Below are 22817 nucleotides of genomic sequence, written 5' to 3'. Positions count from 1 at the left end.
CTCTTCTACCTCAGACAGTTTCTTGAGCCAGCTCATTTCGTGGACTAGCCCCATCAATGGTAAGTGCAGAAGTCGGGGGCTGTCTGCTCGCCGATTGTGAATTTGATCTGTGTCAGCTTGAGGCAGACGAAGAGCTTCTGGTCTCTCGTGGCTCTGCCACTATGGCAGACCGACTCCAGAAAAGAGAACCTCCGTGCAGAACCCGATTCTCACTGGCCAGTTTGTGCGGAACCAACATAGTCCCCTGGAATGAACGGGACCAGCTCAAAAGGAAATGCGTTGATAAGCGCGTCAGCGGAATATTGTGGCTGAGGCAAGGAAGCCCGAGTCGCCAGCTCCGGAATGTCAAGGTTCTGTAGTTCGTCCTTGGTGACCTCAGCAGTAGATACCTTAGATGCCTCGATAGTTGAGAAGAAATCTTTGAACTTGAAATCGTCTCCAACGAGGCCCTGGTCTGAAATGCGAAGCCAGATCCACGGAACACCATAAGCTTGGGCGATTATTAGGCCATGCAATGACGTCGAAACGATTGACGATGCATTTGCGATTTGAGATACGACGATCTCTGGCGATTTGCGGACATCGACAGTTTCATACCCATTATGTTCGCTGGTCGCAGGAAGTAGATCTCGGTGAGCGTAGTGTGGGACTAGAGCTGGCAGTTTCGATGATTCAGGTCGTAAGTGCGGTTTGAAGTATGACGGAAGAAGCAGTGCTGGATCTCCAAAAGTGGATGGCACTTCCCACCCGAGCTTCTGAGCAAGCTCCGCGCGTGTGAATTCACCCCTTACAGCGGTGATTCTGCGCGGCTCACGACGTTTCAACACAGATACTCTTGAGTCGTTGAGCGGAGATATTAAGCCGGATCCCCAAATTGTCATACCACCACGATTCATCGCAGTAATGATCGAACCAGCAGCCATAACTGCCTGACCAGCACCAGGAAGGCCCATAGTGTTATAGGCAGACCGGCCAGTCATCATCTCAATCAGCCATGGCGTGATCTGATCTCCGAAGTTGCTCTTTTCGTCCCACCAGTACGCTGGAATGCCTCTGGTCGGCACTTCAACTTCCAGCGACATAAGTGCGCTTACACGATTAATGCTGGCCAATGCCTCCAAGACCAAATCACGGTTGCTGATAGGTAGTTGCCAGCTCTTAACCCGACGCTTGTGAGACTTCTTGATGGGCTCACCCAAAGCGCCTAATCGAGTTCTCACCGAGTATCGTGAGGGATCATCACGGCCTACGACGCTCAGAGTGGCTCGCCCGTCGGTTAGAACTAAGTCGATCCCATACTTCGCTCCATACGAAGTCCCGAACTCGAAAACCAAGGTGCGCTCTTTCCAGAACCACGATTTGGTGAAAGTAGAGTCAGTTTCAAGGTGAGGAACTAACAAGTTCTGTACTTTGTTCAGTCGTTTTGTGAGCGAGGGAACGCCTCTCAAGTTCGGAAATCTCATGATGCTCCTGAATTTACCGCGCCGTAATGACTCTAGTATCGATCACTGTCAGTTGGTGGCCTGCTGCATCGGACAATTTGATTTCGTATCTCGACTTCGAAGTGATCCGCCGTGGCAGCACGACAGCAATGCAAGATGACGTCAATCGATGCCAAGCAGCCTGGATTTCTTTAGTTGTAGAGTCTGAAACCACGGTAGCGTTGACGATGTTGGAAAGTTGACCTTCTACAATCACTGACTGCCTCTTGGGCGACGGAAACGAACCGACGATCTGAGGCAGGGACTCGGTGGTTACTTTTGTGTACTCTCGAGTTGGACCGACATCGAGACTGAGATTTCCGAACTTTGTGAAGAACACAACGACAGAGTTCTTATTGCCTAGGAAGACAGGTTGAGTAACGAGGCCCTTTCCTTTGGCTCTCCCGAATCGCTCTCGAACGGTGCAGTTGCCCCATTGCATTTCGACGTAGGAGTCCCACTCACTGCTGAGTTCGAGTTGATCGGTCTCAAGCCAGGAGCTGAACTCGATACATGCGCCGCGGTCAGTGAAATACTGGGCGTCAATCTTACCTGCACCGACAGTTTGCTCTCCACTGCGTCTGTGTACCCATACTGTGGACACCCGTTCAGGAAGTCGATTGGAGCCAGGCAGAGTGACAGTGCCTCTGACCCCCACATTCATGCCGCTGAATATGATCTGCGCCAGATATGGCTCGATAGACAAAGCCAGATCACCAATTGAAAGTCCCTGCTTTGGTTGATAGACGAAATGTTGCGCTTCTTCATCGAACTCCAGCGGCACCGGTAGTCGATCGCCCAGGAACTGACACAGTTGCTCGAGGGACTCTACGTCGTTACGGCAGAGTAAGTCGGCGATTACCTGTGCTTCTAGGTTGCCTTTCGCTCTCAGAGAGTTCGTCATCAAAGGACTGACAAGTTTGTGCAGTTCGTCGACCACTTCTTTTCTCTGATGCGCATCGAACAAGGTCAGAAATGAACCGCCGAATACTGTTCTGAAACCGGTGGGAGCTACTGTTGGTCGCTCTAGTAGCGGGTTGCGCCGCTCAGGCGGGAGATCAAATGAAGCCACAACCTCAATAAGTCGTTTGATTTTCTTATAATGCTCGGTAGCAGGTTGACCAATGCTTGTGACATTGGTGCCATCGTCTCGGCCCCTTGCCCAGTAGTAGATTCTGTCAGCCAGTATCGTAACGTGCGGACTGTGGAAGTAGGCTTCCATGGTAAAGGGCTGGTCTTCACCGACTGCGTAGCCGGGCGGGAACTGAATCCGGTGATCTTTCAGAATCGACGTTTTGAAGAGTTTGAGCGCACCCAAAGTTGTATAGGCTTTGGAATCAATAAAGTCGACAGCGAATTGGGACTTCTTAAACGCGCGTGATGGTAGGGCGCTGGCGCGTTTACTGGGGCCAAAGGGTCCTAGTTTACATGCGATGACGCCAGAACCTGTTTGATGGGCAGTTGTGAGAAGCCTATCCAGCGCGCCTTCAGCCAGCTTGTCATCTGCATCGAGGAAGAATACGTATTCACCGGAAGCTAACTCGAGTCCGCGATTTCGTGGGGCTGAAGCGGACCCACTGTTCGGAATTGATTCGACGATCATATCGGACCGATGTTCCGCAATCTCTTTCAGTATCGCCAGACTGGCGTCTGTCGAGCCATCGTCTACTGCGATTATCTGCAGCTGGTATTCACCAAGATTCTGGTTGATTACAGACTGCAGGGTTTCGGATATGTAGCGCTCACAGTTGTAGACAGGAATGATGACTGACACGTCAGGTCGGGATGTCGCCGAAACTGGAGATGCATTGGCGGATCCTGTGAACTCGGTGGTCATGTTGCTCCATTGTGAGGTTGTGGTATCAGTCGAGCAGTCTTGGAACGCTGTGCTTGCCGGGTCGTTCACTGCAGGTGGGAAATCTTATCGTCATGCTACTTGAGCGTGGAAGATGGTGCGCTCGGTGCGAAGGCGAGACTTTCTGCACCTCAGCTGAAAATGGTATCGGCTACGCCGGGCTTGTCGTCTAGATAAAGATTCGCCGGTTAATGCTTCATGAACAGTAGCGGAATACTCAGCGCTGGTAGACTGACTACGGCTGTTCGCGCGCCAGCGAACGCATGGAGTCGAGTTAGCTTGGAGTCGGTCGTTGGAAAGTACGCGCAATATTGCGGTTGTCCTTGCAGGAGGAGTTGGGACCCGAATCGGACTGGACACCCCGAAGCAGCTGATCAAGATTGCTGGCCGTCCGATTATGGAACACACCTTGGCGATCTTCGACGAGCACCCACTTATCGATGAGGTCATCGTTCTGATGGCACGTGGGCATCTTGACAGGGTTCACGAAATCGTGAGGAAGAATCAATTCAAGAAGGTGGGTTCTGTCCTCGAGGGCTCCGGAACGCGCAACGACACGACCCAGGTGGCGCTCAACGCGATCGCAGAAAAGTATGATGAAGACTGCAATGTGATCTTGCACGATGCAGTACGGCCTTTGATGGCGCCGTCGATCATCAACGATGTGGTTCGCGCATTAGAGTCGAATGACGCAGTTGATGTGGCAATACCCTCAGCCGACACAATCATTGAAGTTGAACCTGGTGCCGGAGACTACCCCGTAATCAAAGACGTACCCCCGCGCGCCAACCTCCGTCGTGGACAGACTCCTCAAGCGTTCAAGCTCTCAGCAATCCGGCGCGCGTATGAGCTCGCTAACCAAGACGCGAACTTTGAGGCCACGGATGATTGCACCGTCGTTCTCAGATATACCCCCGACGTTCCGGTTGCGGTTGTCACGGGTGACGACAGCAATATGAAAGTCACCGAGCCGATTGACATCTACATTGCCGATAAGCTCTTCCAGCTGCCGGCGCGCAATGAGCACGCTGCAACTGAGGAGACCCTTAAGTCTGCGCTGTCGGGTAAGACGATGGCGGTCTTTGGCGGTTCCTACGGCATCGGTGCGGACATCGCAGCTCTGGCGCGTGAGTACGGGGCAACTGTTAAGACCTTCTCGCGTTCATCGACGAAGACTCACATCAACAGGCGCGATGACCTCATTGCAGCTCGAGATGAAGTCTTAGCAGAAACAGGGCAAGTGGATTTTGTCGTCAACACTGCGGGAGTCCTGCCGCTTGCTCGTCTGGAAGACACGAGCGACGAGACGATTTATGAAGCCACCGAGATCAACTACATCGGACCTATCCTCCTGGCGCAGACCTTCTATCCCGAGCTGGTCAAGACCCAGGGTTCTCTGCTTCTCTTCACTTCGAGCTCCTACACGCGGGGGAGGGGCAGCTACAGCCTGTACAGCTCAGCGAAGGCTGCGACTGTCAATCTGACGCAGGCTCTCGCCGATGAATGGGCAAACGAGAAGGTGCGGATCAACTGCGTTAATCCCGAAAGAACCGGGACACCGATGAGAACCAAGGCCTTCGGTGCCGAAGATCCGGATTCGCTCTTAGAGTCGAGGACCGTTGCCAGAGCATCTCTCGAGGTCCTAGTCGCCAACAAGACCGGGCATGTGATCGACGTCCGACGCGAGGATCCGCTCTCTGGGTATGCGGCAGAAAACGTCGACTGACAAAAATTGAGTAAAACCGGGCGGGTCCAGCACTAAGAGGATTCGGTCATACGGACTGACTGATCTGGGCTGCCTTCCGATCAAGAGTCGACCATCAGACAAGGTAGAACATAGTGGCAGATTCCGAATCTAAGTCCGCACCGGACGGAGTGTCTGGCAATGAGCCGGCCAGAGCTTTCTTGAAGGGTGCGTTGACTTCGTTTGCTTCATACGAGGTCCTGGCGCTGCTGTCGCTGTTCTCCGTTTTCATTGCGCTGAGTGGCAGTGCACTGTTGCTATTTGCTGTATGGGTTGCGGCGATTTCGGCCTGGGACACCTTCCGATTGTGGAAGAAGCGTTCCCGGCTGGGCCACCGTGCAGTTGTCAGGGCACTTCTGGTGATCGCGGTCAGCACAGCGTTTACGGCGGTCGACTCTGATAACGGGCTGCTGGCTGCGATCGCGGGAGTAGTCGTGGTCGGACCTATCTTCTTCGAGAGCCTGCTGGCAAAGGGAACCAACAGCAAAGAGACCTTCATAACCGGGCTTCCAGGAATCCGAACCTACGGGCCATTGAAGGGATACGATCGTCCTCTGCTTACCGTCAGCGAGATCGCCATACTCGTTGGAGCGATAACGGTCTGGCTGGGAACCGGCCCAATTTTGTGGCTGATATCAGGATTGTTCCTTGACGCTCTCTATTTCTCCCTGGCGGCTGCGGCTTTTGTTCGCATTCGGAAGAACGCGGAAGCAAAGGCCAGTCTGCACGATGCCCTTGTTTCCTACCAGCCAGAGTTCTACATCTACACGTCACGGCCCGATGATGCGTCATATCAGGTGATGATGTGGCTACCCTATTTGGCGCGAACAGGTAAGAAGTTCGCTATCATCACACGGAACAATGTCCCGGCCAAAGCTCTTGCCGAGCTCACGGATGCTCCGATCATCACCTGCCCGAAATCGGCCGATCTGGAGAAGACGCTGGTTCCTTCATTGGGCGCTGTGTACTATGTCAACGCTTCTTCTCGTAACGGAGAGATGATCCGTCACCAGGAGTACACCCACGTCTATCTCGGCCACGGCGACTCAGATAAGCCGCCTTCTTATAATCCGACCCACGCAATGTACAACCGAATCTTCGCCGCAGGTCAGGCTGCGACTGAGAGATACGGGGCACATGGCGTAACGATCTCGCCCGAAAAGTTCGAGATCGTCGGTCGGCCACAGCTGGAGACTGTCGACGTTACGACCGAGTTGCCCGCAGGCGGCAGCACAACCGTCCTCTACGCCCCCACCTGGCGCGGACACGTTGATGAGACGATGCTTCACTCACTGCCAGTTGCGCCGCAGATGATCACGGAGCTGATCAAGCGTGGCATGACGGTGGTATTCCGACCTCACCCATTCAGTTACGAATTCGAAGAGGACGCGGCGACTATCCGGCAGATCCAGGGGATCCTCGACGAAGACCGCATGCAGAGCGGACGCCAACATGTCTTCGGCGATGCCGCCGAAAAGGACATGGACGTCATCGAGTGCATGAACCTGTCCGACGCCATGATCTCAGATGTTTCCAGTGTGGTGTCGGACTATCTCTATTCCGGCAAACCTTTCGCCATGACAGCGGTCAGCGCTCAAGGTGAGGACTTCATCGAGCAGTATCCGATTGCTCGAGCGTCCTATGTCCTCAACGGTGACCTCAGCAACCTCGACGAGGTGCTCAACGCAATACTCGAGACAGATCCGCGCAGGCAGAACCGACTACAGTACCGAAGTTTCTATCTCGGTGATTTTCCAGATGAAGGTTACGCTGAGAACTTCGTCTCCGCAGCAGCGCGGATGGTCACGGAGTCTCATAACTACGCTGGCGAGATCGACGAGTCCGACAATATTGTCGAAGATGATTCGGCGGCTGATAACGACGGCGAGGGGGAAAAGGACGAAGCCTCATCCGCGGAAAACGCGAGTGAAGTGACCGAGCCAGACGCCGACCTCGTCGATTCCAGAACGGTTCGCGGCACTCTGTCGCTGATCTATCGCAAACTCGGTGGCAGAACCCTTATCCCAGCGGCACTCGCATCACTGACTTTCATTCTGGCCTCAGCTGATCTCCCTGCGGTACTCGCGTGCGGTTCCGGCCTACTGGCTGGCTTGGGCTTCCTATTCGTCCACCGTCGCAGTTTCAAATCAAAGAGCAGGTTGGCCGGAGTACTTCGAGCAAGCAATTCTGCGCGAGCTGTGGTGGCTGCCGTGTTGGCAAGCTTCTGGGCTGGCGAATACGGCCTGAACTGGGTGGTTAACTCAGCCGTTGCTGTTCTTGTCATCACCATCGTGATGGAGTCGAGTTTGGCCAAGTCCTGGAAAGTGACCGGACTTGAAGCAAGGAATCTTCCGAATGCAGAGACGCGAGGTTTCCAGCCCGTTAGCCGGGGAACTGTAGCCGTCGCCAACGCAGTCGTGATCTCACTTGGGTGGCTCTTCGCAGCCTTCGGCACGTTCGAGTATCTCCTACTTGCTCTGTCCGTCGTACCAACAGTTTTGGCCACGATTCTGTTCGTTGCAGGGCTGAAACGAGGGCTGCGCAGTATTCGATTGGACTGGCAACTATATGACCTGCTCGATGAGTACGGAGCCGAGTTCGTCGTCTATTTCGGTTCGAACGTCGGCATCACCTACCAGCTGGGTATGTGGCTACCGTACTTGGACCGGATCGGGAAGAAATTCATTGTTGTGACCCGCAGCTTGAAGATGATGAGAGCCGCGGGTCAAATCACAGAAGCACCAGTGATCAACCGTCCGACTCTTCGAAGCCTCGAAGAAGTGATCACTCCATCGGTCGGTGCCGCGTTCTACGTGAATAATGCGGGTAAAAACACCCACTTCATCGAGCGTCGGGAAATAAAGCACGTATGGCTCAACCACGGAGACTCGGAGAAGCCTGCATGTTTCAACCCGGTTCACGCGATCTATGACGTCATCTTTGCTGCTGGCCAGGCTGGAATCGACCGGTATGAACGGCACGGAGTTCGGATTCCACTTGAGAAATTCAAGATCGTCGGTCGACCGCAGGTCGATCAGATCAAATTCGGGGGGAGCGAACCAACCGTTCAAGGCGCTGGAAAGACCGTGCTCTACGCTCCAACGTGGAAAGGTGCCTATCAGGACTCGGAGCTCTATTCTCTTCCCAGCGGTGCTGAAATCGTCCGCGAACTTCTCGCCAGAGATTGCACTGTCGTATTCAGAGCCCATCCTCTGAATTACCGGTATGCGAACGCTCGCGAATATATCGCGGAGATACATGAGATTCTCGAAGCCGATGCCAAGGCGAGCGGTCGTCAGCATGTGTGGGGACCTGCGGCAGAAAAAGAAATGACTACTGACGAGTGCTTCAACGCGTCGGATGCCATGATTTCTGACGTTTCGGCTGTTGTGACGGACTTCCTCCAATCGGGAAAGCCACTGTCAGTCGTATCTGTCGCAAGGACAAGGGAAGAACTGCTTAATGAAGTTCCTGCTGCGAAAGCCGCGTACATCCTCGAAGAGGACCTGTCGAACCTTTCCGAGGTCCTCGACGGATTGCTCGTTGACGATGTGAAGGCCTCTGAGCGAGACTCAATGCGGAAGTACTACCTCGGCGATTTTGCACCCGAGACATATGCAGATACCTTCCTCGCGACCTCGAGGCAGATGATTGCCGCTGGACAGCAGAGGAATCAATGCGAAGTGGGATTCACGTCGGACCAAGGCGGAGAAGATGACTGAGATTCTGCTTCGTGCCGCTAAGGAACCATGGGAATCCACCTCAGCTGCAGACGTACTGAAAGCCAACACGATTGCGAACAACACTGGAAATCTGTTGTTCGCCCAATCGGTGTATCGAATGCTCTCAGCCCCGGAGGTGACGATCACTCCCGACCGCTACTCCAGTCATCGCACAAGAGAGCCAGTTGCATATGCAGATTGGATCAATGACTCTTTCGACCACTTCGTCATCCCGCTGGCCAATGCTTTTCGTCCTGCTTTCAGGCCGGCTCTCCGCCGTCTTACTAGAGTCGTTCGGAGGCTGAAAGTGCCGGTGACAGTCATCGGCGTCGGCAGTCAGCACAAACTTGACGACGGCATAGTCGACGGGGATCTCGGTCGAGATGTACAGGGCTTCATGTCCGCCGTTCTCGATCGCTCGTCCAGTGTCGGTGTTCGTGGGGAGCGAACAGCGGATTTCCTCGAAACGCTGGGTTTCGACGGCAACCAGGTGGATGTCATCGGGTGTCCCTCAGTATTCATGACCGGTAATCCCCAAACCGTCGTGAAGGCAGCCCCGTCACTGACGGACGATTCGACGATCGCGATGACGATCTCGCCCTATGTTGGTCGTCTCAATGCGATCGTGGCTTCGCACACGAGGCGCTACAAGAATCTCATCTACGTACCTCAGAACCTCTCGGACCTCAACATGATGGTGTGGGGAGAGAACCGCGCGAACCCAAAGAATCGTTGGAACCCCACTCATGTTGCTCATCCTCTGTATACCGAGGATCGGATGAGGTTTCCTCTTGACCCGCTCACCTGGATTGATTACCTCAGTGACTTCGAGTTCGTCTTCGGCAGCCGCATCCACGGTTCCATCGCAGGAATTTTGGCTGGAGTGCCGACAATGTTGTTGGCTCACGACTCCCGCACTCTGGAACTCGCCGAATATCATGCCATTCCACATCTGAAGGTGAGTGAGCTGAATTCGAAGTCAGATGCGAAAGAGTTGTACGAGCAGACCGACTATTCAGAATACAACTCTCGGATTCCCGAAATTCGGCAGGCATTAGTCGCCTTCCTTGAGAAGAACGGCTTGAGCCATGCGCTGAATGAAACTGATGCAGCAGCTGAGTTCGACAAGAAGCTCGACGCGGCTGAACTACCGGGAATGGTAACGACGATCTACGCCACTCAGAACGAAGGCCGAACAGCTATTCTCGATAGAGTTCGTGCGCTCCACCATGAACATAATCAGCTTGAAGCCCGAGTCGAAGAGTTGGAGAAGTTCGTTGCAGGTTATTCCATCGAGGCCGAGACTCGGAAACTGATCGGCTCGTGGCGCAGACGCGCTGCACGCAAGCTCGGGATGCGCAAATGAGGCGGCAATTTCGACGAGCTGCGCGATTGCTGTTGGATTCCAACACCGGCAGCTACCTCAAATCCCTGGTCAGAGACACCGGACCTGCACGTCGGAAGGGCATCTTCGTACATGGTTCCAGGCAGTCGGCCGACGTCATAGCCTACTTCGGCGACAGCTTGGACAAGATGTACCAACTCGAACAATGGCTGCCGACGTTCGAGCGCCTCAATCTGAACCGTCCGGTCGTCGTAGTCATGAGGAACCCGGAGTCCTTTGCAGCGGCAAAAGACATCACCGACCTCCCGCTGGTCCTGGCAGAGACTCAACCCGACCTGATCGATCTGTACGCGCAGAATGACTATCGGCTGGCGATCTATGTCAACAACAGTATGCGCAACTTCCAGTCGATGGCCGAGACATCGATCATCCATGTTCACGTGGATCATGGTGAGAGCGACAAGACCAGTTCGATTTCGAACCAGCTCAAAGCCTACGACAAAGTATTCGTGGCAGGACAAGCAGCGAAAGACCGGTGTCTGCGAGCGGTGTGGGGAATCGATCCGAACAAGCTGATCTCAATAGGGCGGCCACCCTTAGACGGAGACTTCCAACGTGTTCTTCCTGCCGACCCTCGGCCCACTGTGCTCTACGCCCCTACCTGGCAGGGAGAGAACGAGGCGAACAACTTCACGTCAGTCGATGTGTTGGGACCGGAGATCATTCGACACCTTTTGGCAGACGGGGTTCGAGTTGTCTATCGACCCCATCCTCGTCTGACGGACATGGGGGAGTCATCTGTCCAACAAGCTGATGCGGAGATTCGTTCCACCCTGTCGGATGCTTCTGCAAAGGGAAGCGAGCAGTTCATTGCGACGGACCAATCGATCTTCGACCTCTTCGAAGATGCAGATGTCCTGATCTCTGATATCTCAAGTGTGAGTTTGGACTTCCTCTATCTGCATACTGACAAAGGTCTCATCATCACGGATCGGCACGACGATCCGTCGGGCACGAGGAGTCAGTCTGCGATCGGTGCTGAGCTGAGTGTGCTCTCCTCGAGCACCGTACAGGGGCTTGCTGAGATCGTCGAGCAGGCGCTTAATGGATCGAATGCGTTGAGCAGCAGGCAACGACTCAAGTCACACTACTTCGACGGCCATCAGGCCGGGGAATCGACTCAGGCCTTCATCGATGCTGTTGAGCACGCGATATCGGAACGGGAAAACTAGCCCCTGAGGACTGACGGAAATGCTGCCAGCGACGGCTGATCGCAAAATTGGTCACTCGTTGTTCACTTGGGCACCAGGAGGAACCCGGAGGCTGAGGCTGCCGAACCCCGTCGGATGGGCCGCCGGATTGCCCAACGGTAGAGGTTCGAATTCGGCAGCTCCTTTGATGCGGGTTCGGCAGGGACGACCGGCGATTCTAAGATCGATTCAGAAATTCAATTCACCATGATCGACTGAGGCGAAGTCAGCCCCGCGAGCATTTGCGGCGACCTGAGTTTCGTCGTTGACCTGCCCAAGTGGGGCAGGCAACCCACCGAATCGGCCAGCCGTTCGTTCGGTCCACGACAGCCTTCAAAGCCTTCAACTTTGGTGGAGGAGCTGTTTACAGTCGATGCGCGTCGTCTGAAAGCATCCGGTTTCCGCCACGACTGTTCACCATGGCGCGTTCGCGAGATCCTGGCCTTGCGTTAGGGTGGCAACCTGACTGCGAAGTGCTGATCGTTGACTCGCCCGAGCATCACGATCTACTACCTAAAACCCCAGTAAGTCTTGCCAAAATCGCAACTTCTGTGCAGACTTGAGTGGTGGTTACGACAGGCAACGGTGCTGACAGCACAGAGACGACGCTGGTCAGCCGTGTCCGCACCGCCATCAAAGGCGCTGGAATCAACCACAGCGAAGTCGCCCGGCACATCGGGCTCGACGCCAGCAAACTCTCGAAATCTCTAGCCGGGACTCGGAAGTTCAGGGTCGAGGAGATCTCGCTCATCGCCGAACTCACCGAGGTCACCACGGACTGGCTCACGACTGGGAGAACAACACGGCCGCCTCGGCGAAGCATCGTCGCTGACCTTCCGGTCGTGCCCGCTGATCCGGGTGAGGATCACACCGCCGGTCCGATGCCGGCGGCCGAGACGCCGCCGCGGACACCGGTGCCCGAGTGGATGTCGAAGGGTACCCGCAACCGTCTGAAGATCATCGCGGCCGCCTGGCGGCTCTACGCCGATCTCGGCATCGACAAGGTCCGCACCGAGGATGTCGCGGACGCGGCCGGGGTGAGCGCCTCGGCGGTGAACTACCACTTCCGGACGAAAGACCAGCTGCTGCAGTCGGCCCTACGGCACTCCCTCGATGTCATCGCCGAGACCCGCCACCTCAACGACTCCTCCGACCCCATCGGCGTGCTCCGCCACTTCGCACGCATCCATGCCGGAGTCGACCCGAAGATCCGGCGCGTGTGGTCGATCTGGCTCCAGTGCTGGGCCCGTGCGGCCACCGACGAAAGCGCCCGCGCGAACCTCACCGCCGTCTACGGCGAATGGATGGACATGATCACCACCGTCATCGACGGCGGCCAACGATCCGGCAGGATCCGCTCCGGCGATACCGCACTCATGGTCAAATCCCTGTCGATCTTCATCGACGGCCTCGGCGTGGCCCGCACCACCGAACACATGCCCATCACCGATGACGAAGCGCTGACCATGCTCGAGAACTACCTCGCCGCCCACGTCCTCAGCGACGATACGCACTCCTTTGGCAGTCCAATCCCGAAGTCAGACCGGGTCGCCTCAGGCAGCCGGCCCGAACCGACGTCCCAGGAAGAAGGCACATGAACACACCGAACCGAAGACAAGCGCTGGGGGCAGGCCTTGCCGTCGCCGGCGTCGCGGGCTTGAGCGCCTGCGGCGGCGGGGAAGTCGGCGCCGCCGACGCCGGAGACCCCGTCAAGGGCGGAACCCTGCGCGTCGGCGTCACCGGAGGCAACTCCGCGGACACCATCGACGCCCACATCCCCGTCAACAACGGCGATGTCTGCCGTGCCGTCAACCTCTACAACGCCCTCTACGGCTGGGACGACGACTCCCAGGTCGTACCGCTGCTGGCCGAATCGATCAAAGCCAACTCCGACTCCACCGTGTGGACGTGCACACTGAAAGAGGGCCTCAAATTCTCCGACGGCAAACCGATCACCTCCGAAGACGTCGTCTTCACCTTCGAGCGGATCAACGACCCCGACGACCCGAAGACCGCGGCAGCGAACTTCTCCATGCTGGAGAAAGTCGTCGCCAAGGACGATCGCACCGTCGAATTCCGCCTCAACGAACCCAACGGCCTGTTCAAGGACGCCGTCGCCGAATACACCGCCGCCATCGTCCCCGTCGGCTACGATCCGGAGAACCCGGTGTGCTCGGGACCATTCAAACTCAAATCCTTCACCGCCGCTCAGTCGACGGTGCTCGTGCCCAACGAGCACTACTTCGACTTCGACAAGATGTACCTCGACGAGGTTGAGATCCTCAACTTCAACGACGACGACGCTCTCATCAACGCCCTCCTGTCCACCCAGGTCGATGCGATCGCCGGCATCCCGCTCGCGCTCGTCGAAGTCATCGACGCCGATGAGCGCATGTCCATCCTCAACTCGAAGACCGGCATGTGGCTGCCCTTCACCATGCGGGTGGACAAGAAGCCCTTCGACGACGTCAAGGTCCGGCAGGCCTTCCGCCTCGTCGTCGACCGCGAACAGATGATCGAACAGGTGCTCTCGGGCTATGGCACCGTGGGCAACGACATGTTCGGGCCGCTGAGCGAGAACTACCCGAAGTTCCCGCAGCGCAAACTGGACCTGGACAAAGCCAAGAAGCTCCTCGCCGAGGCGGGCTACCCCGACGGACTCGACGTCGAACTCGTCACCGCCCCCATCCAATCCGGAGCCGTCGAAGCCGCCCAGGTCTTCGCTCAACAGGCCGCCGACGCCGGAATCCGGGTCAAGATCCGCAAGGTCGACGCCACCACGTTCTTCGGCGACGGCTACCTCAAATGGGATTTCGCCCAGGACTTCTGGTACACCCGCGACTTCATGCCGCAGGTCATCTCCTGCGCCCTGGACGAATCGCCGTTCAACGAAACCCACTGGGACGACCCGCAGTTCAACAAGGTCTTCGACAAGGCCCGCGCGATTCCGGAGCCCGAGAAGCGCCGGGACCTCGAGCACGAGCTGCAGAAGATGCTCTACGACGAGGGCGGATACATCGTATGGGGCTTCGCCAACCAGGTCGACGCCTTCCAGAAGTACGTCGGAGGGCTCGTCCCCAACTCGACAGGACGTCCGCTGAGCGGTTGGAGATTCGACCGCGTATGGATCGGAGAGGTCTGACATGTTCGGAAAAGTCATCGGTAAGCGGCTGCTCTTCTCCGCGTTCATCCTCATCGCAGTCTCGCTGCTCGTCTTCGGCGCCACCCTGCTGCTGCCCGGCGATGCCGCCCGGGCGATCCTCGGCCAGCAGGCCACCCCGGAGCGCATCGCGGCCCTGAACGAACAGCTGGGACTCGACCAACCCGCCTGGCAGCGGTACTTCACCTGGCTGGGAGGACTCTTCGTCGGAGACTTCGGAACCTCCTCGGCGACGGGAGGATCGGTCGGCGCACTCCTCGGCGATCGGATCGGGGCTTCCTTCATCCTCATGGGACTGGCTGCGATCATCTCCGTGCCCTTGGGCATCGGCCTCGGCGTCTACCAGGCCCTGCACCGCGGGAAGCGTCGCGACCAGGGGATGACCGGAATCAGCCTCGTGCTCGCGGCCATGCCCGAATTCGTCATCGGCATCGGCCTCATCGCCATCTTCGCCACCTCGGTGTTCCAGATCCTGCCGGCCGTGACCCTGGCCCCGCCGGGAGAGCCCGTGTGGAACCGGCCGGAACAGCTGATCCTGCCCACCTTGACTCTCATCCTCGTCGTCACGCCCTATATTGTGCGAATGATGCGGGCGACGATGATCGAAGTCCTCGACTCCGGTTTCGTCGAAATGGCGCGGCTCAAGGGTGTCCCGGAGAAGCGCGTGATCATGCGCCATGCCGTGCCCCACGCACTCGGACCGGTCGCTCAGGTCGTCGCGATCCAGCTGGCCTGGCTGGCCGGCGGCGTGGTCGTCGTCGAGTTCCTCTTCCGCTACCCGGGACTCGGCCAAGCCCTCATCGATGCGGTGACCTACCGTGACGTGCAGGTCGTCCAGGCGATCTCCATGCTCGTCGCCGCCGTCTACGTCGTGGTGAACCTGGCGGCCGATGTCGTCGGCATCCTCACCAACCCGAAACTCAGGAGCGCAGCATGAGCACCGACGCCAACAGCCTTGATGACCTCAAGTCCGCGGCCACCGATGCCGCTGAAGTGCCCAAGGAATCCGCCACCACCTATGTTCCCTTCTACAAGCGGGTGCTCGCCCAGAAACAGGGCAAGATCGGCCTGATCATCACCGTGGTCGTCGTCGCGCTCGCTCTGTGCGGTCCGCTGCTGCTGCCCTGGGCGACCGGCAACACCGCCACCGAGTTCGTCACGAAGCCGTTCAGTCCCTATGGTCTGTTCGGATCGGACAACCTCGGCCGCGATGTGTTCTCCCGGTTCCTCGCCGGCGGTGTGACACTCATCGTCTACGGTGTGCTCGCCACGGCGCTCGGCATGGTCGTCGGTGCGATCATCGGCATGCTCGCCGCCTATGTCGGAGGAACCTTCGACGCCGTGATCATGCGGCTCAACGACGTCATCCTCGCTATCCCGCAGCTCGTGTTCGCCCTCCTGGCGATCACAGTGCTCGGACCGCAGGGGTGGGTGCTCGTGACCGTCATCGGCCTCACCCACGCCCCGCGCATCGCCCGCGTCGCGCGGTCAGCGACCCTGGGCGTCATCACCGAGGACTACATCAAGGCCGCGGAGATGTACGCGATGCCCAGGTGGAAGGTCCTCGTCCGTGAGCTGCTGCCCAACATCACCGGCCCGCTGAGCGTGGAGGCGGGACTGCGTCTGACCTACTCGATCGGCTACATCGCGTCGCTGTCGTTCCTCGGACTCGGTCTGCAGCCGCCCGCGGCCGACTGGGGCCTGATGATCAACGAGAACCGCATCGCCCTGTCCATCCAGCCCTGGGGTGTGCTGCTGCCGGTCGTTGCGATCGCGCTGTTGACCATCGGCACCAACCTGCTCGCGGACTCCTTCGCCCGAGCCACCGCATCAACATCCGTGGAGGCATGATGAGCCCGAAGACAGAGACCGTTCGCCACGATGATGCGAACGAACCGAACGAGAAGATCGTCCTGCGCGTCAGCGACCTGCGCGTGCTGACGAACGCCGGGGATGAGATCCTCCACGGTGTCGACTTCGCCCTGTCCCGAGGAGAGATCCTCGGGCTCGTGGGCGAGTCCGGTTCCGGTAAGACCACGGCCGGTCTGGCCTGCATGGGGCACTTCCGGGAGGGGCTGAAGTTCGGGTCGGGGTCCGTGAGCATCTGGCCGCGCGGTGACGCCACTCACCTTGAGGTCGGCGAACTCGACGAGGTGGCTCTGCGGGATCTGCGCGGATCCCGAATCGCGTACATCCCCCAGGATCCAGCACTTTCGCTCAACCCGGCCATGCGCGTGGGCGAGCAGATCCGGGAGGTCCTCGACATCCACGACTTCGGAGCCTCGGATCGTGAGCGAGCTGATCGCGTTGCAGAGGTGCTCGTTGACGTCGGCTTGCCCGGGGATCGCGCCTATCAGAAACGCTGGCCCCATCAGCTCTCCGGCGGTCAGCAGCAGCGCATCGGCATCGCCATGGCCTTCGCCATGTATCCTGACGTGCTCATTCTCGATGAACCGACGACGGGTCTGGACGTGTCCACGCAGTCGGTCGTGCTCGACACGATCCGGCAGATGACGGTGGCGAACAACGTCGCCGGTCTCTACATCACCCACGACCTCGCGGTGATCAAGGACATCTCCGACCGGGTGGCCGTGATGCTGCGCGGCGACCTCGTCGAAGAGGGACCGGTGTCGGCAGTGCTCGAACGTCCGCAACATGAGTACACGAAGATGCTCATGGCAGCGGTGCCGGACTTGGCCGGGCGGAAGACGATCGGTGACGGGGCCGCGGAAGCGAAAGCCGTCGCCGAGGCTGATGAGAAGACACATATCCTCGTGTCGGCGGGGGAGAAGTCCGGCGATTCGGAATCGGATCGGTCCGTTGCTGACGGGGTGGCCGCCTCGGCGAATGACGGGGACGGCGGGGCCGCGACTGCACCTCTGCTCGAGGTCAAGGACGTAGCGCTCGCCTACGGGAAGGCGCAGATCCTCGACGGGATCAACCTGGTCCTGGAGCCAGGGGAGTGCACGATGCTGCTCGGCGAATCCGGATCGGGTAAGACGACGCTGTCGCAGTGTGTGGCCGGGCTCAACGACGACTACCAAGGATCGGTGAAGCTGCGCGGAACGGAGCTGGCTCGGTCGACGCGCAAACGCACGAACGAGCAGCGCGTGGGCATCCAGTACGTGTTCCAGTCGCCGTTCTCCTCACTCAATCCGCGACGATCCATCGGTCAGTCGCTGACGGTGCCATTGGAGATGAGCGGTCAGGGAACGGCCGCGAGCCGGAAGGCCGCTGTCGAGGAGGCGCTGGATTCGGTGCGTCTGGGACGGACGTTCTACCACCGGCGCCCCGGTGACCTCTCCGGTGGTGAGCGGCAGAGGGCGGCGATCGCCCGCGCCCTGGTCAACGCACCGTCGGTGATGGTCTGTGATGAGATCACCTCTGCGCTCGACGTCAGCGTGCAGGCATCGATCGTCGCCCTGCTGCGGAGCCTGCGGGAGGAGCGGCAGCTGGCGATGCTCTTCGTTACGCACAACATCGCACTCTCCCGGCACATCGCGGACAATCTTGCCGTGCTCAACAAGGGCAAGATCGTCGACTACGGGCCGACTGCCTCGGTGCTCGAGGATCCGTCGCACGAGTACACGCGGGCGCTGATCGCCGACGTGCCGAAGTTCTGAGGGCTTGTGGCACAGTTTGGGGCGGATAGCACCTGTTCAAACAGGTGCTATCCGCCCCAAACTGTGTTGTGAGCCGACGATGCTCTGAAGGTCGTCAGCGATCAGTCGAGGTAGAACCGTTCGCCGATGCGTTATCGTCGGAGGCGGCATCCTCGTCGCGGTCCTCATCCTCGCCGGTTTCATCGTTGCGGCCGAAGTCGTCGGGATCGACCTTATCGAGGTACTCGGATGACGGTGCACCTCCGGCCTCGTGATCGAGGTTCTCCGCAGCCTTGCGCATGCTGTCTGATGTGTTGCCTTCGGTGCTGTTGTCGTCGGTTGACATTCTGGTCACCTTTCGCTGGAGAGCGCGGATAGGTGATCAGTCTACGTGGGGCCTCTGCCGAGCGGCACCCCCGTAATGCCTCATGCCAATATGCCCGCACCCCCCCTACCCAGTTGGATCAAAGAGTGTCAGCATAGGTTCGTACACTCGATAGAGAAGGGACGATCGTGATGAGCGATTTCAGCGAAGACGAGAAGGATCCGAAAGCGGCCCCCGAGGGAGCCAGGGATGACGTTGCGGAAATGCCCGGCACGGATTCCGCGTCGAAGGAGAAAGAGGACGAATTGGTCGATGAGTGGGAGGAAGAGTCCTTCCCCGCGAGCGATCCGCCAGCACACTACTGACTTCCGTGATCGCAGGGCCCGGCACCGATGCACAGGTGCCGGGCCCTGCGTCGCGGCAGTGAGCATGGTGCCGCTTCGACTGAGGAACTGACCAGATTGCGCTTGGCCTACTCGTCCATAGTGAGTACGAGTTTGCCGGTGGTGCGATTGGTCTCGCCCTCTCGATGGGCTTCTGCTGCCTTCGAGAGTGGGAAAGTCCCGGCGATGGTGGCACGCAGTGCACCGTCGTCGACGAGCCCGGAGACGATTTCCAGCGTGCTGCGCGAGGAGTCCACGAGCATTCGAAGAGCTCGCACTCCGAGCTGATCTGCTTCGCGAAAGAGATCAGCGGAGCCGACGGGGATGAGCGACACGAGACACCCGCCTTTGCGAAGAGTGTGCAGGGAGCGCATCGCTGTGTCACCGCCGATCGTGTCGAGCACCGCGTCCACGTCTCGCACTCGATCGGCGAAGTCGTCCGTACGGTAGTCGATGACCTCATCGGCGCCGAGTTCGCGCAAGAAGCCGTGTTTCTCCGCGCTCGCGGTTCCGATCACGTATGCGCCCAGCGATTTCGCGATCTGCACAGCGATGTGCCCGACGCCGCCTGCGGCCGCGTGAATCAGCACACGCTGTCCGGGCTGTAAGCCGGCGTTGTCGACGAGCGCCTGCCAAGCGGTCAGAGAGGCGAGGGGGAGTGCTCCCGCCTGCACATGGTCGACCGATCGGGGTTTCGACGCGAAGAATCTGGCCGGGGCGGCGACGTATTCGGCGTGTGAGCCGAGCCCAAACGGATACGTCAGCATGCCGAACACCTCGTCTCCGGGCGCGAACGTCGCGACGCCGATGCCGACGGCTTCGACCACTCCGGAGACGTCCCAGCCGAGCACCAATGGCAGATCGTCGACGAAGCCGTGGCCGGAACGGTGCTTCCAATCGGTCGGGTTGAGACCCGCAGCGTGGACTTTCACAAGGATTTCGTTGGTGCGGGGCTTCGGTCGTGGGATCTCGGTGATTTCGAGGACGTCGGCGCTTCCAAAAGTCTGCTGACTGACGGCGCGCATCATCGTTTCGGTGTTTATATCGGTGTTCATGTTCCCATTGTGTCACTTCAGAAGCCGAAGCTGGCCAGACTTTTCCTATAACCGCCCGACCCTGGTTTGTCAAGACTGTTTACAGCGGTCTCCCCACAATGCCACGCTGAGAACACCGCGCGCAGCGCGGCGAGCCCCGCGGGGGCGAGTCAGACAGCCACAGACGCTGAGGAGGAACAGGGGATGAACCATAATCACTTGCGCAGGGTCGTCGAGAGCGGCGGGCCATATGCCACCGTCTACCTTGAGGGTCGTACTCCGTCAGCCGATGCCGAGACGCAGCTGCGTCTGCGCTGGTCAGAGCTGCGCGACCAGCTGTCCGAAAGCGGGGCAGAGGAGTCGCTCCTCGAGCCCATTGACGCGATCATCCTCGTCGACGAACCCACCGAGGTGCACACGGACGGTCGGACCATCGTTGCGAACTCCCAAGGAGTTCTGCTGGACGAACATTGGGATGCGGCGTTGGGAGATGGCGACGCGGCCCACTACGGAGACGTGCCCGAACTCGGCGCCTACCTCCGCCAGGAGTCCAGGCAGTTCGACGTCGTTCTCGTCATCGCCGGACAGGATGGAGCGGCCGTGCGTGAACTGAGCGTGACCCCGGATCGTGAGCGCACCGAGAACGAATCGGTCCACGTGACCGGCGACAACGACGAAGACATCAACAAGCCGCGGCGAGGAGCTTACTCACACAACCAGATCCGGCGCCGCGTCGACGAGATCATCAAAGACAACGCTCGCGCTGTCGCCGACTTCATCGACCGACTGATCACCGATCATGCTCCGGGCGCCGTCGTCCTGGCAGGAGAAGTGCAGGGCAGAACTGTCGTCAAGGCCGAACTGTCGGTGAGGGCCGAAGAGTTGCTGCACGAAATATCAGAAGGCGGCAACGACGATGACGCTGCCGAAGAGGCGATCGATGTGGCGGTGCGCACACTCGTGACTAAACTCGCCGGCGAGCGCGAGGCCGATAACTCCGAACGGCTGGCCGAGAGCAAAGCCCACGACCGCGCGGTCGAAGGTCGCACCGAAGTCGCGAAAGCAGTCGAACGTGGTGCGGTGGCGACCCTGCTGCTCGACGACGCCGAGGCGGCAGAGGGAGAGGCAGGCATCATCGCCCAGGCTGTTCTGTCCTCAGCAGAGATCGGGCTCAGTCATGATCCGATGTCCGAAAACATCGCCGCGATCCTTCGATACGACGTGGGAGCTGCGTTGGCGGACTGAGGATCAGATTTCTGCTGGTAGATAGTATCCAATGGGTTAATAAAATGTGTAGGGTTGGTCCATGACAGCCGATCCCGGCAGGCCGGAAGGACCCTCGGATGCATCGCCCGACGAAACGCTCGACACCGCACCACTCGGAATCACTCGGTGACGAAGTCATCCGACAGACCCGCAGCCCTCGTCGTGTCCTCGTGCTTGGGGCGACCGGGTACATCGGCGGTCGCCTCGTGCCTCGCCTGCTTCAGGCCGGTCACGAGGTCCGGGTCGGGGTGCGGCGACCGGAGAAGCTCGAACAGGTTCCATGGGCAGCTGACGTCGACGTGAGAACCGTCGACCTCGACTCCGGTCGTGGACTGTCGGACAGCCTCACCGGCATCGACACGGCCTACTATCTTGTGCATTCCATGGGCTCTGGCGGGGACTTCGAAGCCGCCGAGTCCGCGGCGGCCACACGTTTCGCCGACGAAGTCGCCGCGTCCGGTGTGGGCCGTGTCGTCTACCTCGGAGGACTCCATCCGGAGGGTCGCGAACTGTCCAAACACATGCGCTCGCGGGCGACCGTCGGACGGATTCTGCTTGACTCCGAGGTCGACGCGATCGTCTTCAACGCCGGCATCATCATCGGCTCCGGCTCCGCCTCGTTCGAGATGATCCGCCATCTCGCCCTGACGCTGAGGTGGATGCCGGCACCGGACTGGGTGGCCAACCGCGTCGAACCGCTGTCGGTCCGTGACGCTCTCTACTATCTTCTCTCCGCCGCTGACGTCGACGGACGGGTCAATGAGTCCTTCGACATCGGTTCGCGCCAGATCCTCACATACGCCGACGTGATGCGCACCTTCGCCGCCGTCGCGGGCCTCAAGCCTCGACATGTCCTCGCGCTGCCGCTGCCCGCCCCAACCCTGTCGGGTATCTGGGTCGGACTGGTGACACCGCTGCCGTTCCGCCTCACCCTCCCTCTCGTCCAGTCCCTTCAAGAAGACGCGGTGGCCACATCACATGCGATCGACGAGGTCATCCCACCGCCAGAATCCGGGCTGATCAGGTTCGACGATGCCGTCCGACTCGCGCTGCGTCGCGAAGTCGAGGGCGCCGTGGACACGAACTGGGACGCCGATGCCGGAGAGCTCGACGAGGCGGCCAGCCCGCTGCCGAATGACCCGCAGTGGGCGGGACGGCGCATCTGCACCGACGAACGCGCGGCAACGATTACCGGCCTCTCGGCCGCCGATGTGTGGCCCGTGATCGAGGGCATCGGCGGGGCTCAAGGCTGGTACTCCTGGCCCCTTGCCTGGAAAGTCCGCGGAATCTGGGACAAAGCCGTCGGCGGCGCCGGCCTCAACCGAGGTCGACGGCTGCCCGATTCCCTGCGCATCGGCGATCCCGTCGATTGGTGGAGGGTCGAACAGCTGGAGCGGAACTCGCGTCTGCTGCTGCGCGCCGAGATGAAGGTCTCCGGTCATGCGTGGCTCGAATTCACGCTGACCGACTCAGCCGACGGCTGCGAGTACCACCAGACAGCGACCTTCATTCCCACCGGTGTGCGCGGCCGCCTCTACTGGGCCCTCGTCGCCCCGTTCCACCGATTCATCTTCCCTGCAATGGCGAAGAACATCGCCGCCGAGGCGCGCCGTCGGGTGCGAGCGTGACCGTTCCCCGATCTCGTTCGTG

Annotated in this window: 16 protein-coding genes; 12 read left to right on the top strand and 4 right to left on the bottom strand. The window is 59.2% G+C overall.

Going from position 1 to position 22817, the window contains the following annotated elements:
• Positions 1-209 precede the first annotated feature (209 nt).
• The gene (locus tag L1F31_RS14315; protein ID WP_265417942.1) at positions 210-1463 is read right to left on the bottom strand and encodes a polysaccharide pyruvyl transferase family protein; all 1254 of its coding nucleotides are present in this window, start codon (positions 1461-1463) and stop codon (positions 210-212) included.
• A gap of 13 nt (positions 1464-1476) precedes the next feature.
• Complete coding sequence (locus L1F31_RS14310; protein ID WP_265417941.1) at positions 1477-3318, bottom strand: glycosyltransferase family 2 protein; 1842 nt, start codon at positions 3316-3318, stop codon at positions 1477-1479.
• Between the two features lie 310 nt (positions 3319-3628).
• Between L1F31_RS14310 and L1F31_RS14305 the strand changes: the two genes are divergently transcribed.
• From L1F31_RS14305 to L1F31_RS14265, 9 genes are all read left to right on the top strand, one after another.
• Positions 3629-5062 carry a bifunctional cytidylyltransferase/SDR family oxidoreductase gene (locus L1F31_RS14305; RefSeq protein WP_265417940.1) on the top strand — a complete coding sequence of 478 codons (1434 nt, stop codon included), beginning with the start codon at positions 3629-3631 and terminating at the stop codon, positions 5060-5062.
• A 113-nt stretch (positions 5063-5175) separates the two neighbouring features.
• Positions 5176-8802, top strand: a complete 3627-nt coding sequence (locus L1F31_RS14300; protein ID WP_265417939.1) for a CDP-glycerol glycerophosphotransferase family protein — start codon at positions 5176-5178, stop codon at positions 8800-8802.
• Positions 8795-10168 carry a polysaccharide pyruvyl transferase family protein gene (locus L1F31_RS14295; RefSeq protein WP_265417938.1) on the top strand — a complete coding sequence of 458 codons (1374 nt, stop codon included), beginning with the start codon at positions 8795-8797 and terminating at the stop codon, positions 10166-10168. Before L1F31_RS14300 ends, L1F31_RS14295 begins: the two co-directional genes overlap by 8 nt.
• Entirely contained in the window at positions 10126-11379 is a 1254-nt protein-coding gene (locus tag L1F31_RS14290) for a CDP-glycerol glycerophosphotransferase family protein (protein WP_265417937.1), read from the top strand. Before L1F31_RS14295 ends, L1F31_RS14290 begins: the two co-directional genes overlap by 43 nt.
• A 584-nt stretch (positions 11380-11963) precedes the next feature.
• Positions 11964-12995 carry a TetR/AcrR family transcriptional regulator gene (locus L1F31_RS14285; RefSeq protein WP_265417936.1) on the top strand — a complete coding sequence of 344 codons (1032 nt, stop codon included), beginning with the start codon at positions 11964-11966 and terminating at the stop codon, positions 12993-12995.
• Positions 12992-14539: an ABC transporter substrate-binding protein gene (locus L1F31_RS14280; protein ID WP_265417935.1), complete on the top strand. Its 1548-nt coding sequence runs from the start codon at positions 12992-12994 to the stop codon at positions 14537-14539. Before L1F31_RS14285 ends, L1F31_RS14280 begins: the two co-directional genes overlap by 4 nt.
• A 1-nt stretch (position 14540) precedes the next feature.
• A complete protein-coding gene (locus L1F31_RS14275; RefSeq protein ID WP_039206970.1) occupies positions 14541-15494 on the top strand; it encodes an ABC transporter permease in 954 nt (317 codons plus the stop codon).
• On the top strand, positions 15491-16408 hold the full coding sequence (locus L1F31_RS14270) for an ABC transporter permease (protein ID WP_265417934.1): 918 nt from the start codon (positions 15491-15493) through the stop codon (positions 16406-16408). Before L1F31_RS14275 ends, L1F31_RS14270 begins: the two co-directional genes overlap by 4 nt.
• Positions 16408-18180, top strand: a complete 1773-nt coding sequence (locus L1F31_RS14265) for an ABC transporter ATP-binding protein (RefSeq protein ID WP_429860970.1) — start codon at positions 16408-16410, stop codon at positions 18178-18180. Before L1F31_RS14270 ends, L1F31_RS14265 begins: the two co-directional genes overlap by 1 nt.
• Before the next feature lie 94 nt (positions 18181-18274).
• Here L1F31_RS14265 and L1F31_RS14260 read toward each other — a convergent pair whose 3' ends face one another.
• The gene (locus tag L1F31_RS14260; RefSeq protein WP_039206972.1) at positions 18275-18505 is read right to left on the bottom strand and encodes a hypothetical protein; all 231 of its coding nucleotides are present in this window, start codon (positions 18503-18505) and stop codon (positions 18275-18277) included.
• A gap of 170 nt (positions 18506-18675) precedes the next feature.
• Here L1F31_RS14260 and L1F31_RS14255 point away from each other — a divergent pair, with 170 nt between their 5' ends.
• Positions 18676-18849, top strand: a complete 174-nt coding sequence (locus L1F31_RS14255) for a hypothetical protein (RefSeq protein WP_265417932.1) — start codon at positions 18676-18678, stop codon at positions 18847-18849.
• A gap of 107 nt (positions 18850-18956) precedes the next feature.
• On the opposite strand, the gene L1F31_RS14250 is transcribed toward L1F31_RS14255, so the two are convergent.
• Positions 18957-19922, bottom strand: coding sequence for an NADP-dependent oxidoreductase (locus L1F31_RS14250; RefSeq protein ID WP_265417931.1), 966 nt, complete (start codon positions 19920-19922; stop codon positions 18957-18959).
• A 183-nt stretch (positions 19923-20105) separates the two neighbouring features.
• Here L1F31_RS14250 and L1F31_RS14245 point away from each other — a divergent pair, with 183 nt between their 5' ends.
• Both L1F31_RS14245 and L1F31_RS14240 read left to right on the top strand, forming a co-directional pair.
• The gene (locus L1F31_RS14245) at positions 20106-21146 is read left to right on the top strand and encodes a baeRF2 domain-containing protein (protein WP_265417930.1); all 1041 of its coding nucleotides are present in this window, start codon (positions 20106-20108) and stop codon (positions 21144-21146) included.
• A 98-nt stretch (positions 21147-21244) separates the two neighbouring features.
• Positions 21245-22795 carry an SDR family oxidoreductase gene (locus L1F31_RS14240; RefSeq protein ID WP_265417929.1) on the top strand — a complete coding sequence of 517 codons (1551 nt, stop codon included), beginning with the start codon at positions 21245-21247 and terminating at the stop codon, positions 22793-22795.
• Positions 22796-22817 lie beyond the last annotated feature (22 nt).

Source organism: Brevibacterium spongiae, from assembly GCF_026168515.1.
GTDB classification, from domain to species: domain Bacteria; phylum Actinomycetota; class Actinomycetes; order Actinomycetales; family Brevibacteriaceae; genus Brevibacterium; species Brevibacterium spongiae.
Note: the sequence above shows the minus strand (reverse complement) of the source record. Positions and strands in the feature narration are given on the sequence as shown.